Annotated in this window: 14 protein-coding genes; 10 read left to right on the top strand and 4 right to left on the bottom strand. The window is 65.5% G+C overall.

Translation table 11 applies throughout. From position 1 onward, the window contains the following. Positions 1–140: 140 nt before the first annotated feature. The 7 genes from urtA (at position 141) to NG701_RS15080 (ending at position 7,675) form a co-directional block, all read left to right on the top strand. Positions 141–1,406, top strand: a complete 1,266-nt coding sequence (gene urtA / locus NG701_RS15110; protein ID WP_252568618.1) for an urea ABC transporter substrate-binding protein — start codon at positions 141–143, stop codon at positions 1,404–1,406. Between the two features lie 35 nt (positions 1,407–1,441). Next, entirely contained in the window at positions 1,442–2,326 is an 885-nt protein-coding gene (gene urtB / locus NG701_RS15105) for an urea ABC transporter permease subunit UrtB (protein WP_056341284.1), read from the top strand. Beyond that, positions 2,323–3,519: an urea ABC transporter permease subunit UrtC gene (urtC, locus tag NG701_RS15100; RefSeq protein WP_252568617.1), complete on the top strand. Its 1,197-nt coding sequence runs from the start codon at positions 2,323–2,325 to the stop codon at positions 3,517–3,519. Before urtB ends, urtC begins: the two co-directional genes overlap by 4 nt. Beyond that, on the top strand, positions 3,516–4,319 hold the full coding sequence (gene urtD / locus NG701_RS15095; RefSeq protein ID WP_252568616.1) for an urea ABC transporter ATP-binding protein UrtD: 804 nt from the start codon (positions 3,516–3,518) through the stop codon (positions 4,317–4,319). Before urtC ends, urtD begins: the two co-directional genes overlap by 4 nt. Beyond that, positions 4,319–5,011: an urea ABC transporter ATP-binding subunit UrtE gene (gene urtE / locus NG701_RS15090; RefSeq protein WP_252568615.1), complete on the top strand. Its 693-nt coding sequence runs from the start codon at positions 4,319–4,321 to the stop codon at positions 5,009–5,011. Before urtD ends, urtE begins: the two co-directional genes overlap by 1 nt. A gap of 150 nt (positions 5,012–5,161) precedes the next feature. Continuing rightward, a complete protein-coding gene (locus NG701_RS15085; RefSeq protein ID WP_252568690.1) occupies positions 5,162–5,533 on the top strand; it encodes a hypothetical protein in 372 nt (123 codons plus the stop codon). A gap of 156 nt (positions 5,534–5,689) precedes the next feature. Continuing rightward, positions 5,690–7,675, top strand: coding sequence for an FAD-binding monooxygenase (locus NG701_RS15080; RefSeq protein ID WP_252568614.1), 1,986 nt, complete (start codon positions 5,690–5,692; stop codon positions 7,673–7,675). Positions 7,676–7,740: 65 nt separating this feature from the next. Here NG701_RS15080 and NG701_RS15075 read toward each other — a convergent pair whose 3' ends face one another. From NG701_RS15075 to NG701_RS15060, 4 genes are all read right to left on the bottom strand, one after another. Continuing rightward, positions 7,741–8,598 (bottom strand): prephenate dehydratase, encoded by an 858-nt coding sequence (locus NG701_RS15075; RefSeq protein ID WP_252568613.1) that lies wholly within the window; start codon positions 8,596–8,598, stop codon positions 7,741–7,743. Positions 8,599–8,757: 159 nt separating this feature from the next. Continuing rightward, on the bottom strand, positions 8,758–9,477 hold the full coding sequence (locus NG701_RS15070; protein WP_252568612.1) for a GntR family transcriptional regulator: 720 nt from the start codon (positions 9,475–9,477) through the stop codon (positions 8,758–8,760). Between the two features lie 5 nt (positions 9,478–9,482). Beyond that, positions 9,483–9,968 carry a PTS sugar transporter subunit IIA gene (locus NG701_RS15065; protein WP_252568611.1) on the bottom strand — a complete coding sequence of 162 codons (486 nt, stop codon included), beginning with the start codon at positions 9,966–9,968 and terminating at the stop codon, positions 9,483–9,485. A gap of 26 nt (positions 9,969–9,994) precedes the next feature. After that, positions 9,995–10,225, bottom strand: a complete 231-nt coding sequence (locus NG701_RS15060) for a PTS sugar transporter subunit IIB (RefSeq protein ID WP_058930899.1) — start codon at positions 10,223–10,225, stop codon at positions 9,995–9,997. 186 nt (positions 10,226–10,411) lie between these two features. Here NG701_RS15060 and NG701_RS15055 point away from each other — a divergent pair, with 186 nt between their 5' ends. The 3 genes from NG701_RS15055 to nagB are packed head-to-tail and all read left to right on the top strand — an operon-like array spanning position 10,412 to position 13,755. Next, complete coding sequence (locus tag NG701_RS15055; protein ID WP_252568610.1) at positions 10,412–11,686, top strand: PTS transporter subunit EIIC; 1,275 nt, start codon at positions 10,412–10,414, stop codon at positions 11,684–11,686. Then, positions 11,676–12,956 (top strand): N-acetylglucosamine-6-phosphate deacetylase, encoded by a 1,281-nt coding sequence (locus tag NG701_RS15050; RefSeq protein WP_252568609.1) that lies wholly within the window; start codon positions 11,676–11,678, stop codon positions 12,954–12,956. The genes NG701_RS15055 and NG701_RS15050 overlap by 11 nt, the downstream gene beginning before the upstream one ends. Further along, the gene (gene nagB / locus NG701_RS15045) at positions 12,937–13,755 is read left to right on the top strand and encodes a glucosamine-6-phosphate deaminase (RefSeq protein WP_252568608.1); all 819 of its coding nucleotides are present in this window, start codon (positions 12,937–12,939) and stop codon (positions 13,753–13,755) included. Before NG701_RS15050 ends, nagB begins: the two co-directional genes overlap by 20 nt. The last annotated feature ends 40 nt before the right edge of the window (positions 13,756–13,795 follow it).

Genomic DNA, 13,795 nt, shown 5'->3' with positions numbered 1-13,795 from the left:
GCCGCCCCGAAACGGTCTCGAAACCAACCGGGCAGGCGCCGAAACAATTCGCTCCTACGTTCATCGCAAGGGGTCACTTCTGACGGACCTCGGAGGCGAGCCGCTGCCCAGCGCAGCGGCGGAGTGAGAAGCAGGTACACATGAGTTTTTCGGTCACCAAACGCGCTTTCCTTCCTCTGGCGGCAGCCGCCATGGCCACTGTCCTGGCAGGTTGCGGCAGCCAGATAGCCGATCCGGCGTCCGCCGGCTCCACCGCGAGCAGCGGCAGTTCCTGTGTCAACACCTCAGGCAGCAGCATCAAGGTGGGGTTCATCAACTCGCTCTCAGGCACCATGGCCATCAGCGAGAGCACCGTCTTCGACTCCCTGACCCTGGCCGCCGAGGAGATCAACGCTTCCGGCGGTGTCCTGGGCAAACAGCTTGAGGTCATCAGTGAGGACGGCGCCAGCGAACCGACCAAGTTCGCGGAGCGCGCCGGGAAACTGATCCAGCAGGACTGCACCGCCGCGGTGTTCGGCGGCTGGACCTCGTCAAGCCGCAAGGCGATGCTCCCCGTGTTTGAGGCCAACGACGCGCTGCTGTTCTATCCGGTGCAGTACGAGGGCCTGGAGTCGTCGAAGAACATCTTCTACACCGGGGCCACCACCAACCAGCAGATCATTCCTGCCTTGGACTACCTGGCGGAGCAGGGAACCAAGTCCCTTTTCCTGGTTGGCAGTGACTACGTCTTCCCGCGAACAGCCAACAAAATCATCCATGCCTACGCGGCGGCCAAGGGCATCGAAGTCCTCGGCGAAGAGTACGCCCCGCTCGGCTCCACGGAATTTTCCACCATCGTCAACAAAGTCCGGGACTCCAAGGCCGATGCGGTCTTCAACACCCTCAACGGCGACAGCAACGTGGCCTTCTTCCGCCAGTACAAGGGCGTTGGCCTGACGGCGGACAGCATGCCCGTGGTCTCTGTTTCCATCGCCGAAGAGGAAGTCCCCGGCGTCGGCCTGGACAACGTCGAAGGCCAACTGACGGCCTGGGATTACTACCAGACCCTGGACACCCCGGCCAACAAGAAGTTCGTGGCAGCGTTCAAGGCGAAGTTCGGCGCCGAGCGGGTCACGAGCGACCCCATGGAAGCTGCCTACACTTCGCTGTACCTGTGGAAAGCCATGGTGGAGAAGGCAGCTTCATTTGAAGTGGACAAGGTGCAGGCCGCCGCGGACGGTGTGACATTCGAAGCGCCTGAAGGCCTGGTCACGGTCAACGGGGAGAACAACCACATCACCAAGACACCCCGCATCGGCAAGATCAATTCAGCGGGCCTGATCGACACGGTGTGGTCATCGCCCGCGGCCGTTGAACCGGATCCTTATCTGTCCACCTACGACTGGGCCGAGAGCCTGGCCAAGTAGCGGCCGCGGAAAACATCGACGAAAGGCCTGCTGGAATGGAACTCCTAATAGGGCAGATGTTCGCCGGACTCAGCCTCGGCTCGGTGCTGCTCCTGGCGGCACTGGGACTGTCGTTGACCTTCGGCCAGATGGGGGTCATCAACATGGCCCACGGCGAGTTCATGATGGCCGGGGCCTACACGGCCTTTGTGGTCCAGCAGGCCATCTCCGACGCCGGCGTATCGCTGCTGGTTTCCATTCCCGCAGGCTTCCTGGTGGGAGGTGTCCTGGGGCTGGTGCTCGAGGCGGTGCTGTTGCGCCGCATGTACCACCGGCCCCTGGACACCCTCCTGGTAACTTTCGGGGTGGCCCTCATCCTGCAGCAGGCCGCACGTGACATTTTTGGCGCACCCAGCGTCGATGTCCGCGCACCGGGGTGGCTGCAGGGAAACATCGAGTTGCTGGGCGCTCCCATCCCGCTGACCCGGCTCTTTATCCTGGGGCTCTCGCTGCTGTGCCTCGCCGGCCTGGTCCTCCTCCTGAAGGCCACGCCGCTCGGGCGCCGTATCCGGGCCGTTGTGCTGAACCGGGACCTCGCGGAAACGAGTGGGGTGTCAACCCGGCGCAGCGACCAACTGACGTTCTTCATCGGTTCGGGCCTGGCCGGCATCGCCGGCGTCGCGGTCACTCTCATAGGTTCAACAAGCCCGTACCTCGGCACCAACTACATAGTGGATGCCTTCCTGGTGGTGGTGGCCGGGGGGATCGGCCAGATCAAGGGGGCCGTCATCGCTGCCTTTGCCCTGGGAGTGCTGCAGTCCGTCTTCGAGTACTCGACGACGGCCAGCATCGGCAAGGTCCTGATCCTGATCGTGATTGTGGTGTTCCTCCAGCTTCGGCCGCAGGGCATCTTCAGCCTCAAAACAAGGAGTCTGGCATGAAAATCCTGTTGCGCGGGCGGTTGGGAACCGCGGCTGGATTCACCCTTGGCGCAGTCCTGCTCCTGGGCGTTGCACCCGCGGTGCTTCCGGCGTTCAACCTGAGCCTGCTGGGGAAGTTCCTCTGCTTCGCGATCGTGGCAGTCGGCATCGGCCTGGCTTGGGGACGCGGCGGCATGCTGACCCTGGGCCAGGGCGTGTTTTTCGGGCTTGGCGCCTACATTATGGCCATGCACATGAAGCTGGCCGACGCGTCGCTCTTCGGCGGCTCCGGAGTGCCGGACTTTATGTCCCTTTACGGCAGCGGTGAGGTGCCCGGCTGGTGGGAACCGTTCCGCAGCCCCGCGGTGACCATCCTGGCCGTGGTCCTGGTTCCGGGGCTCGTGGCACTCGTCCTCGGTTTGGCCATCTTCAAGCGCCGCGTCAAAGGCGCCTATTTCGCGATTCTCAGCCAGGCTCTCGCGGCTGCGTTCGCCGTGTTCCTGATCGGCCAGCAGGCCACAACCGGCGGTTCCAATGGACTCAACGGCTTCCGGTCCTTCTTCGGTTTTGACCTGAAGGACCCGAACAACAAGCTCATGCTGTACATGATCGCGGCGGTGGTCCTGCTGCTGTCACTCGCCATTGCCCGGCAGCTCATGCACAGCCGGTTCGGCGAGCTGCTGGTGGCGGTCCGGGACCAGGAGGAGCGCGTCCGCTTCCTGGGCTATGATCCGGCGACCGTCAAAACCGTCATCTACGTTGTTGCAGCTGTCCTGGCAGGCGTTGCCGGGGCGCTGTTCGTCCCGCTGGTCGGGATAATCTCACCGGCGGATGTGGGCGTGATCCCATCCATCGCGTTCCTCATCGGCGTCGCAATCGGCGGCCGCGCCACCCTCCTCGGGCCAGTCCTCGGCGCGGTCTCCGTAGCCGCAGCCCAGTCCAGCCTGTCTTCCACTTTCCCGTCCTTCTGGGTGTACTTCCAGGGCCTGCTGTTTGTCCTGGTCATCGGGTTTATGCCTGGCGGGCTTGCCTCATTGCCGGCGCTGCTGGGCAGGCGGCGCAGAACGTCGCCCGACGCGCCAGATCCCCTAGCGCCGCCCGACGCGTCAGATCCCGTAGGGCCGCCCGAAGCGTCAGATCCCGTAGGGCCGCCCGACGCGCCAGATCCCGACGTTGAAGAGCGAGCCACCAAGCCTGAGGAGATCAGCAGATGACGACGCCTACGCTGCTCCCTGACGGAGAGCCGCAGGCCGGGGGACTGCGCCACGGCCGGCCTAAATACCTTGAAGTCCGTAATCTCTCGGTTTCCTTTGACGGATTCCTGGCGGTGGACAACGTCAACCTTGATGTGATCCAGGGCGACCTGCGGTTCCTGATCGGACCCAATGGTGCCGGGAAAACGACGGTAATTGATGCCATCACCGGGCTGGTGCCGGCTACGGGATCGGTGAACCACACCGGCACGGAGATCCTCGGCCGCAAAGTGCACAAGATCGCCCGGCTGGGTGTGGGGCGCACCTTCCAGACCGCAAGCGTGTTTGAGAACCTCTCCGTACTCCAGAACCTCGACATCGCTGCGGGCTCCGGCCGCAGCCCGCTTCAGATGCTCCGCCGCCGGAAGACCGTGGACCCGGCCGTCGAAGAAGCATTGGACATCATCGGCCTGGCAGGCGCGGCGGACAAGAAGGCAGGCATCCTCGCCCACGGACAGAAGCAGTGGCTGGAAATCGGCATGCTCCTGGTGCAGAACTCGGACGTGCTCCTCCTGGACGAGCCAATCGCGGGGATGAGCCAGGATGAGCGCGGGGAAACCGGCGAGCTGCTGCGCCGCATCGCAGCCAACCGGATCACCCTGGTTATTGAGCACGATATGGACTTCGTCCGTGAGTTCGCCACATCGGTCTCTGTCCTTGCCGCGGGCAAGGTCCTCAGCGAGGGGAGCGTAGCGCAGGTGCAGGCAGACAGGAAGGTGCAGGACGTGTACCTGGGCACCTCGGGAACGGAAGGCCACTGATGCTGGAAATCGAAGATCTGCAGACCGGTTACGGCCGTACCCAGGTGGTCTCCGGAGTGAGCATGACCGTCCGGGAGGGAGCCGTCGTCTCGGTTCTGGGGCACAACGGTGCCGGCAAAACGACACTGCTGCGCGCCGTCGTCGGGCTCCTCAAACCCATGGCCGGACGCATCACCTTGGACGGGGAGGACATCTCGGCCCTCCGCCCACACCAGCGGGTGGCGCGTGGGATGGCCTATGTACCGCAGGGCCAGCAATCCTTCGGGCAGCTCTCTGTCATGGAGAATCTGCAGGTCGTCGCTGACGGGCGCAGGAACGGCACTGTACGCGTGGCGGAGGTCCTCGAGATGTTTCCCGCGCTCCGGCCACTGCTGGCACGGCGGGCCGGGCTGTTGTCGGGTGGCCAGCGGCAGCAGCTTGCCATTGCCCGGGCGTTGATCACCGAGCCGCGCCTTCTGATCCTGGACGAACCAACCGAGGGCATCCAGCCCAACGTTGTGGCCGAGATCGAAGCGACCATCGTCAAGCTGTCCCGGCGCAACGGCATGAGTATCCTCCTGGTGGAGCAGCACATCGGTTTTGCCCTCCATGCTGCGGACAGCTACTACGTCCTTTCGGCCGGAAGGGTCTCGTCCTCAGGAGCCGGCGGCGCCGGATCGGCGGCCAATGTGCGGCAGGCAATGCTCATCTGAGGCAAGAACAACGCTTGTCCGATGCCGGAAAAGCGAGTACTCACTACTCGTGACCGGACCGCCCCCACTGGCTTGAATGGAACTTCAGCTGGGTCTCACAGCGCAGGTTCGAGCCTTTGGGGGTTTCTCGTGTTTGGTTCTTCAGTCGTTATGTTCGCAGGGTCCAGTGTTGGGCTGATCCTGCTTGCCGTCGGTCAGGCCGTCGTGGTGGTGTGCATGTGCTTTGACATGGTGCGGGCGCTGTCCGTACCGAGGTCGCACCGGCGCTACGTGGCCAGTACGGTCTTCCGAACGCTGGCCATTCCGTCCATCATCGCTGCCGGCATGAGCGTGCTGATCGACGCGCTGGCCTGGTCCTGGATGGAGGTTGGCATGTCGATGTTCGTGATGGTGGCGATCATCTTCCGCCTGCACCACGACAAGGACGAAGACAACTGGTGGAAGGGCAAGGGCAAAAAACTCGCCCGCTGGGCCAGGCGCCAGTTCAGCTCCGGAACGTCGGTAGCGCCGGCGATGGGGTAGGACCCGGCGACCCGGGCTCACGGTCGCAGGGGGCTGGTTGTGGCTTGCATCACGGCCGCGTAGAATTCCACTTCAGGGCGTGATTCATATATGGAACGTTGAGTTCTATTATCGAACTCGATGTCTCCCAGCCACACAACGAAGTGAGGAAAGCCCGTGCAGTTCCACCACCACGGTTACGTATCCGGTGACCCTCGGGTCCAGCCAGCCGCCGGCGTCGGCATTAATCGGCCCGCCGAGCTCCCCGACGAAGTGGACGTGCTCATCGTGGGCACCGGCCCTGCGGGCATGCTCGCCGCGGCCCAGCTCTCCCGGTTCCCCGGCGTCACCACGCGCATCGTGGAGCGCCGCCCAGGGCGGCTCGTCATCGGCCAGGCGGACGGCATCCAGGCCCGCAGCGTCGAGACCTTCCAAGCTTTCGGTTTCGCCGAGCGCATCATCGCCGAGGCGTACCGCATCACCGAAATGGCGTTCTGGAAACCGGACCCCGCCGACCATTCCCGGATCGCCCGCGCCGCCCGCACGCCGGACGACCCCACGGGCATCAGCGAGTTCCCGCACCTCATCGTCAACCAGGCCCGCGTGCTGGACTACTTCGCCGAGTACATGGCCAACGCGCCAGCGCGGATGTCGCCCGACTACGGCTATGAGTTCCGCAGCCTCGATATAGGCGACGGCGACTACCCCGTCACTGTGAGGCTCGTCCACACTTCAGGACCTGAGGAGGGCCAGGTGCGGGTGGTCCGCGCCAGGTACGTCGTCGGCGCGGACGGCGCACGCAGCAAGGTGCGCGAATCGATCGGCTGCACCATGGCCGGCGACCAGGCCCATCACGCGTGGGGAGTCATGGACGTCCTCGCCGTCACAGACTTCCCCGACATCCGCACAAAATGCGCCATCCAGTCCGGTGCGGGCGGCAGCATCCTGCTGATCCCGCGCGAAGGCGGGCACCTCTTCCGCATGTACGTTGACCTCGGTGAGGTCGCGCCGGAGGACCACGGGGCCGTGCGCAGCACTACCATCGAGCAAATCATCGGCCACGCGAACACCATCCTGCACCCCTACACCCTGGACGTCCGCAACGTCGCCTGGCACAGCGTGTATGAGGTTGCCCACCGCCTCACGGACAGGTTCGACGACGTCCTTCCGAACCAGCGCGGGACGCGCACACCCCGCGTGTTCATCACCGGCGATGCCTGCCACACGCACAGCGCCAAGGCTGGCCAGGGCATGAACGTCTCGCTGCAGGACGGTTTCAATCTGGGCTGGAAGCTCGGCCATGTGCTCGAGGGCCGCAGCCCGGCAAGCCTGCTGGCCACGTACTCGGCCGAGCGCCAGGTGGTGGCGAAGAACCTGATCGACTTCGACAAAGAGTGGTCCACCATGATGGCGAAGAAGCCCGAGGAGTTTGCGAACCCCTCCGAGCTTGAGGACTTCTACGTCAGCACCGCCGAGTTCCCCGCGGGCTTCATGACCCAGTACACGCCGTCCATGATTACCGCAGAACCGGTGCACCAGCACCTGGCCGCCGGTTTCCCCATCGGCAAACGGTTCAAGTCCGCGCCCGTGGTGCGGGTGTGCGACGGCAACCCGATGCATCTCGGCCACCACGCCACGGCGGACGGCCGGTGGCGAATCTACGTCTTCGCCGACGCGGCAGCACCCCAGACGGCGTCGCCGCCCACAGAACGGCCGACGGCGGAACAACAGGATGCCGGACAGCCGACGGCGGGACAGCACGCGTCGCCGTCGTCCGTCGCCGACTTCGCCGAGTGGATCGCGAACTCGGCGGAATCGCCGCTGGCCGCAACGCCGTCGGGCGCTGACCGGGACGCGTGGTTCGACGTGAAGGTCATCTACCAGCAGGACCACACAAACGTTGATATCGGGGCTGTTCCGGCGGCGTTCAAGCCGTCAGTCGGGCCGTTCCAGCTGACTGACTACGAGAACGTTTACGCCACCGATCCCGCAGCTGACATCTTCGAGCTCCGCGGCCTGGACCGCGGCGGCGTGGTGGTGGTGGTCCGGCCGGACCAGTACGTGGCCAATGTCCTGCCAGTGGGCGCGACGGCGGAACTCGCCGCGTTTTTCGCTCCCCTCCTACTGCTCCATGAGAAGGGCAAGCTGCCCAAGGAGGCCTGACCGGCGGGGCATCGGTCCGCGGTCCCGACTTCGAGAATCGCCCTCCCGCTCCAGCGGGAAAGGGATCAGGCAGTGACTGTCTGCGCGGTCCGGAACTCGGCAGCGGGATAGACACCCAGGATGCGGACTTCGGTGGTAAAGAAATCCAGTTCCTCAAGGGCCAGGCGCAACGGCAGGTCCTCGGGGTGTCCTTCGACGTCCACCATGAACATCGTGGCGGCGAATTCGTCGCCCACCATGTAGCTCTCCAGCCGCGTCATGTTCACGCCGTTCGTGGCAAATCCGCCCAGCGCCTTGAACAGCGCCGACGGGACGTTCCTGACGCGGAACACAAAGCTGGTCACCGCCGGTCCGGGCAGCTCTTCGCGGGTGGGCAGTTCCTTTTCCCGCGCCAGGACCACAAAACGGGTGGTGTTGGACGGGTCGTCCTCGACCCGCGACGCCAGCACCTCAAGGCCGTAGATCTCGGCGGCGAGCGGGGGAGCGAGGGACAGTTTGGTGGGGTCGTTCCACTCGCGGACCTCCCGGGCGGAACCGGCGGTATCCCCGGCAATGACCGGACGCAGTCCGGCCTCCCGGATCAGGCGGCGGCACTGGCCCAGGGCGTGGATGTGGCTGTGGACCTCCGTGGCCGCCTCGATGGTGCTGCCCGGAATGCCCAGCAGGTCAAAGTGGATGGGCAGGAAGAACTCGCCCACGATCTGCAGGTTCGACTGGGGGAGCAGGATGTGGATGTCCGCCACCCGGCCGGCGATCGAGTTCTCAATCGGAATCATCGCCAGCTCCGCCTCGCCGCCGGAGACAAGCTCGAAGGCGTCCTCGAAGCTGGCGCAGGGAATGCTTTCCAGCTGGGGGAACATCTGCATGCACGCGATATTGGAGTTGGCGCCGGGCTCACCCTGGTACGCAATCTTCTGGGCCATGGTCCGTATGGTTTCACGGCAGGTGCCCGCCCACCCAACTGAGTAGCGTCAAGTGCCGTTTTGAGGGTCCAAAACGGCTGATACCGCTACTCAGTTGGGGCATCAGAGGGCGGGGAGCCATGGAGCCAGAGGCATTGGTGCGACGCCAGCAGTGTTGGCTTAGCCCGCGCCCAGACGCATGGACACCTGGTACCGGTCGGAGCGGTACGTTGAGACGGCGTATTCGATGGGCGTGCCGGGGTCCTCCTGGCCGGTGAACGAACGGCGCCGGAAGAGCAGGACAGGTGCCCCCGGCTCGATGTCCAGCAGCGCGGCGGTCTCGTCAGGGGCGGCGGCGGCCTCGACGGTCTGTTCCGCATGCTGCACCGGGTGCCCTGCGGCGCCAAGGGCCCGGTAAAGGGACCCCGTCAGGTCTTCCGAGAGTAGCCCGGGGACCAGCGCTGGCGGCAGCCACGATTCGTCCACACTGACGGGCGCGCCGTTCGCGAGCCGCAGCCTGCGGACGCGATAGGCCGCTTCCCCGGGCGCCAGGCCGAGGTGATCGGCGGCCGCCGCCGGCGGCACTGCCGTGGAGGCGTTGATGACCCGTGTGCTGGGTTCGAATCCGGCTGCCCGCATGTCCTCGTTGAACGAGGCCAGGTGCAGGGTGGAACGCACCAGCCCGTGGGAGACGAACGTGCCTTTCCCCTTGATCCGCACCAATGCGCCGTCCTGGACCAGGTCCGAAATGGCACGGCGCACCGTGATCCGGGAGACTCCGAACTGCTCCTCCAGCTGGCGCTCACCCAGCAGGGCATCGCCGGGCCGCATTGTGGTGGCCACCAGTTGCTGGAGTTGCCTGCGGACCCAGACGTGTTTTAGTTCCCCTGCCGTATCCATGTCTCCTATTTTCCGGGAATTTTGAACAGGTGGCCGCCTGATTCCACCCGGCCACCGGAGGCCGGAGGTTCGATGGCGTCCGCCGCGCTGTCCAGGATCACCACGGGACTGCACATGCTCAGGTCCTTTGAGCGGACCAGTGTGACGTCCACGGTGATCATGGGGTCGCCGGCGCGGACCTGGTCCCCCTTTTGCGCGAGCACGGTGAAGCCCTCGCCCTTCAGGCCGACGGTGTCGATGCCGACGTGGACCAGCACGGCGGGCCCGGACGCGTGCTGGACGATGTAGGCGTGGGGCATGACCTTGATGACCCTGCCGTCCAGCGGTGCGACGGCGGTGAGGACGCCGGCGTCGTCGTCGGGAACTACGGCGGCGCCGCCACCTACAAGCCCCTTGGCGAATACGGGGTCCGGCACCTCGTTCAGGGGAATAAGCCGGCCCGGCAGGGGGGAGACAACGCTGATGACCTGGGCTGGTGCTTCCGTGCTCACGTCAGGCGTGCTCACCTCAGGACTGCTCACATCAGGTCCTGGATGTCTTCGGCGAGGCTTTCGGCTTCCGGACCCACAACCACCTGGACCACCGTGCCGGACATCATGACGCCGTGGGCACCCGCGGCCTTGAGGGCGGCCTCGTCAACCCGGGAGGAGTCCACCACCTCGGTGCGAAGGCGGGTGATGCACCCTTCGATTTCTTCGACGTTGTCGGCGCCGCCAAGGGCGGCGAGGATGATTTCTGCTTTGGACATGTCCACTCCTGAGTTCGTTTCGCGGTGAATGACACCGGGTCCGGAAGCTTTTTTACGGCTTGAGGTTGACAACTGAGGCCGGCGCCCTTCACAGTGATGGTTGTCACTGGTTATAACCAGTTAGCTAGACTCTACTGAATCAAGCATCCACGCACAAGCACCACCCTCTTCGAGACGAGGAACATCATGACCACGGAAAACCCATCAGCTTCCGCCGGGGCCGGCCCGCTGGCCGCTCCGGCCCCGAGCAAGGGCAAGGGCAGCGGAAAAGCGCTGCAGAACATGCAGCGCTTCGGCCGCAGCCTTATGCTCCCCATCGCCGCCCTCCCCGCCGCGGCGCTGCTTTTGCGCCTGGGCCAAGACGACCTGCTGGGCAGGTTCGAATCCCTGACCACCGTCGCCCAGGTCATCGGCGCCGCCGGCGGCGCCCTGTTCGAGAACCTGCCGCTGCTCTTCGCCGTCGGTATCTCCTTCGGTTTCGCCAAAAAGGGTGACGGTTCCACGGCCCTTGCCGCCGTCGTCGGATACCTGGTCCTGACCAACGTCTTCAAGGTCATGGCCCCGCTAGTGCTGGGAGCCGCCCCGGAGGGCGGCAAGGATCCCGTCATCAATTACGGCGTGCTGGCCGGCATTGTGATGGGCCTGACGACGGCGTTGCTTTGGCAGCGTTTCCACCGCACCACCCTGCCGGACTGGCTGGGCTTCTTTGCGGGCCGCCGCCTTGTGCCCATCCTGACGTCCTTCGCCGCGATCGTGATCGGCGTGGCCATGGCGCTGCTGTATCCGCTGTTCAATAACGGGCTGACAGCGGTGGGCAACACGGTTGCGGACAACACCGTGGTGGGCAGCGGGGTCTATGGCACACTCAACCGGCTGCTCATTCCGCTGGGCCTGCACCACATCCTGAACTCCATCGTCTGGTTTATCATCGGCGACTACAACGGCGCCCACGGCGACCTGAACCGGTTCTTCGCCGGGGACCCCACCGCTGGCGTCTTTATGACCGGATTCTTCCCCATCATGATGTTCGCCCTGCCCGCAGCCGCCCTCGCCATCTGGCAGGAAGCAAAGCCGTCGCAGAAGAAGATCGTGGGCGGCGTGATGTTCTCCACCGGTCTCACGGCCTTCCTCACCGGGATCACTGAACCGCTGGAATTCTCGTTTATGTTTGTGGCCTGGCCGCTGTACGTCGTCCACGCCTTCCTGACCGGGACGTCCATGATGCTGGTCAACTTCCTCGGCATCCATCACGGGTTCGGCTTCTCAGCAGGAGCGATCGACTATGTCCTGAACTTCGGCATCGCACAGAATCCGCTGTGGCTGATCCCCATCGGGCTGGTCTACGCCGCGGTGTACTACGTGGTGTTCCGCTTTGTGATCCGTCGCTGGAACCTGCGCACCATGGGCCGCGAAGATGAAAACGACGAGAACGGCTCAATGGCCAAAGCCGATGCCAGCTGACCGGCCGGTGACCCTGGACGCCGACGGCGGGGTGGGGCTGCGGGGCCGTCTCGTTACCGGCCGCCCGGGTGACGAAGTTATCGACGACGGCGCCGTGGTGATAGCCAGAGGGAACATCGTGTGGTGCGGCCCGACGGCGGACCTGCCGGCCGGTATGGGCGTCGCCATCCGGCAAGTGCCGCTGATCCTGCCCGGGCTCGTGGACGTGCACTGCCACGGTGCCGTGGGGCACACTTTCTCCGCGGATGCGGATGGTGCACGCCTGGCTGCCGGCCACCACGCAGCGCAGGGCACGACGTCGGTACTCGCCTCGCTCGTCTCGGCGCCGTCGCAGGTGCTACTGGAACAGATCGCTGTGCTGCGGGACCTGGTGCAGGACGGCACCCTGGCCGGCCTGCACCTGGAAGGGCCGTTCATCACCACAAGCATGTGTGGGGCCCAGGACCCGGCAGCCATCATCGACGGCGACCCGGCGCTCCTGCAGCAGTGGCTTGAGGCGGGACGAGGGACCGTGCGGTCACTGACTCTTGCTCCGGAAACCCCGCACTTTGCCGAGCTGGTGCAGCTCTGCCGGGAACACGGCGTCGTGCCTTCCCTGGGCCACACCGCCGCCACGGCTTCCCGCACCAGGGAAGTCCTGGGCGGCGCAAACGGTGGGGTTGGCGGCCCGTGGTCGGCCACGCATCTGTTCAACCGGATGCCCCCGCTGGGCCACCGAACGCCCGGGCCCATTGCGGTCCTGCTGCAGGCGGCCGAACAGTCACCCGGGCAGATGGTGCTGGAACTGATTGCCGACGGCGTGCACCTGGACCCGGAGATCGTCTGCATGGTCTTCGGGCTGGTGGGACCCCGCTCCATTGCGCTCATTACGGATGCGATGGCAGCGGCGGGCATGTCCGACGGCCACTACACTCTCGGCAGCCTGGACGTGCTGGTCCAGGACCGTGTGGCACGGCTGGCCGGCACCGCCGACGCCGGTCCCGACGCCGGTCCCGGGGCGATCGCCGGGGCGACGAGCCTGCTGCTGGAAAACGTGCGCCGCTGCGTTGAATGGGGCGTTCCCCTGGCCGATGCCGTCATGGCGGCTACCTCAACCCCGGCGCGGCTGATGGGCCTGGATCGGCCTGGTCCCAACCGGGTGGGCGCCATTGCCCAGGGTTTCCGGGCGGACGTGCTGGTGACCACCGAAGGACTTGAACTCGTGCAGGCCTACCGCGCCGGCACACCACAAACGCAGGAAAGGAATGACCGTGCAGATAGTTCTGTGTGAGTCCGCCGATCACGTAGGAGCCCGCGCGGCGGACATCATCGAAGCCCGGGTCCGGCAAGGACCGGCCGTGCTGGGGCTGGCGACCGGCGGCTCCCCGCGATCCACCTACCAGGAGCTCATGCGGCGGCACCGCGAGGAACAACTCAGTTTCAGCCAGGTCACCGGCTTCACGCTGGACGAATACGCGGGTCTGCCGCCGGAGCATGGGCAGTCGTACTACTCCACCATCCGGCGGGAGTTCGTCGACCATGTGGACCTGCCCTTGGAACGGCTCTTTACCCCGCGGGGGGACGCGCCGGACCTGGTGGCCGAAGCTGACCGTTATGACGCAGCCATCGCCGCCGGCGGGGGTGTGGACATTCAGATCCTGGGCATCGGCGCCAACGGCCACATAGGCTTCAACGAGCCGACATCGTCACTTGCTTCCCGCACGAGGGTGAAGACCCTCGCCGGGGCCACGCGGGCTGACAACGCGCGGTTCTTTTCCGACGGCGATGTTCCGCGGCTGTGCCTGACGCAGGGTCTCGGGACCATCCGCGAAGCCAAACTGGCAGTGCTGGTGGCGATGGGGGAGAACAAGGCCACCGGTGTCCGGGCCATGGTTGAAGGGCCGGTCAGCGCCCACTGCCCCGCGTCGGTGCTCCAGCTGCACCGGAGGGCCGTGGTCATCCTGGACCCGGGAGCCGCTTCCCAGCTGAGCCTGCTGGATTACTACCGGGAAGCCCAGGACTTCAACGACAGGCTGGGCCAAACACCCACAAGGCCCTGGCTTCAACAGCAGCTGCTCCAACAGAGCTGAGCCGCCAACGGCGGCCGGACTCCGTCGACCGCCACGGAGG

Source organism: Pseudarthrobacter cellobiosi, from assembly GCF_023913815.1.
GTDB lineage: Bacteria > Actinomycetota > Actinomycetes > Actinomycetales > Micrococcaceae > Arthrobacter > Arthrobacter cellobiosi.
The sequence above is the reverse complement of the archived record's forward strand: the minus strand, read 5'-3'. Positions and strand labels throughout refer to the sequence as shown.

Coding starts and splice junctions, on each gene's coding strand:
- NG701_RS15075 (WP_252568613.1), bottom strand. CDS start 8,598: ATGGCCCAGAAGATTGCGTACCAGGGTGAGCCCGGCGCCAACTCCAAT.
- urtD (WP_252568616.1), top strand. CDS start 3,516: ATGACGACGCCTACGCTGCTCCCTGACGGAGAGCCGCAGGCCGGGGGA.
- NG701_RS15055 (WP_252568610.1), top strand. CDS start 10,412: ATGACCACGGAAAACCCATCAGCTTCCGCCGGGGCCGGCCCGCTGGCC.
- urtA (WP_252568618.1), top strand. CDS start 141: ATGAGTTTTTCGGTCACCAAACGCGCTTTCCTTCCTCTGGCGGCAGCC.
- urtE (WP_252568615.1), top strand. CDS start 4,319: ATGCTGGAAATCGAAGATCTGCAGACCGGTTACGGCCGTACCCAGGTG.
- urtB (WP_056341284.1), top strand. CDS start 1,442: ATGGAACTCCTAATAGGGCAGATGTTCGCCGGACTCAGCCTCGGCTCG.
- urtC (WP_252568617.1), top strand. CDS start 2,323: ATGAAAATCCTGTTGCGCGGGCGGTTGGGAACCGCGGCTGGATTCACC.
- NG701_RS15085 (WP_252568690.1), top strand. CDS start 5,162: ATGTTCGCAGGGTCCAGTGTTGGGCTGATCCTGCTTGCCGTCGGTCAG.
- NG701_RS15070 (WP_252568612.1), bottom strand. CDS start 9,477: ATGGATACGGCAGGGGAACTAAAACACGTCTGGGTCCGCAGGCAACTC.
- NG701_RS15050 (WP_252568609.1), top strand. CDS start 11,676: ATGCCAGCTGACCGGCCGGTGACCCTGGACGCCGACGGCGGGGTGGGG.
- NG701_RS15060 (WP_058930899.1), bottom strand. CDS start 10,225: ATGTCCAAAGCAGAAATCATCCTCGCCGCCCTTGGCGGCGCCGACAAC.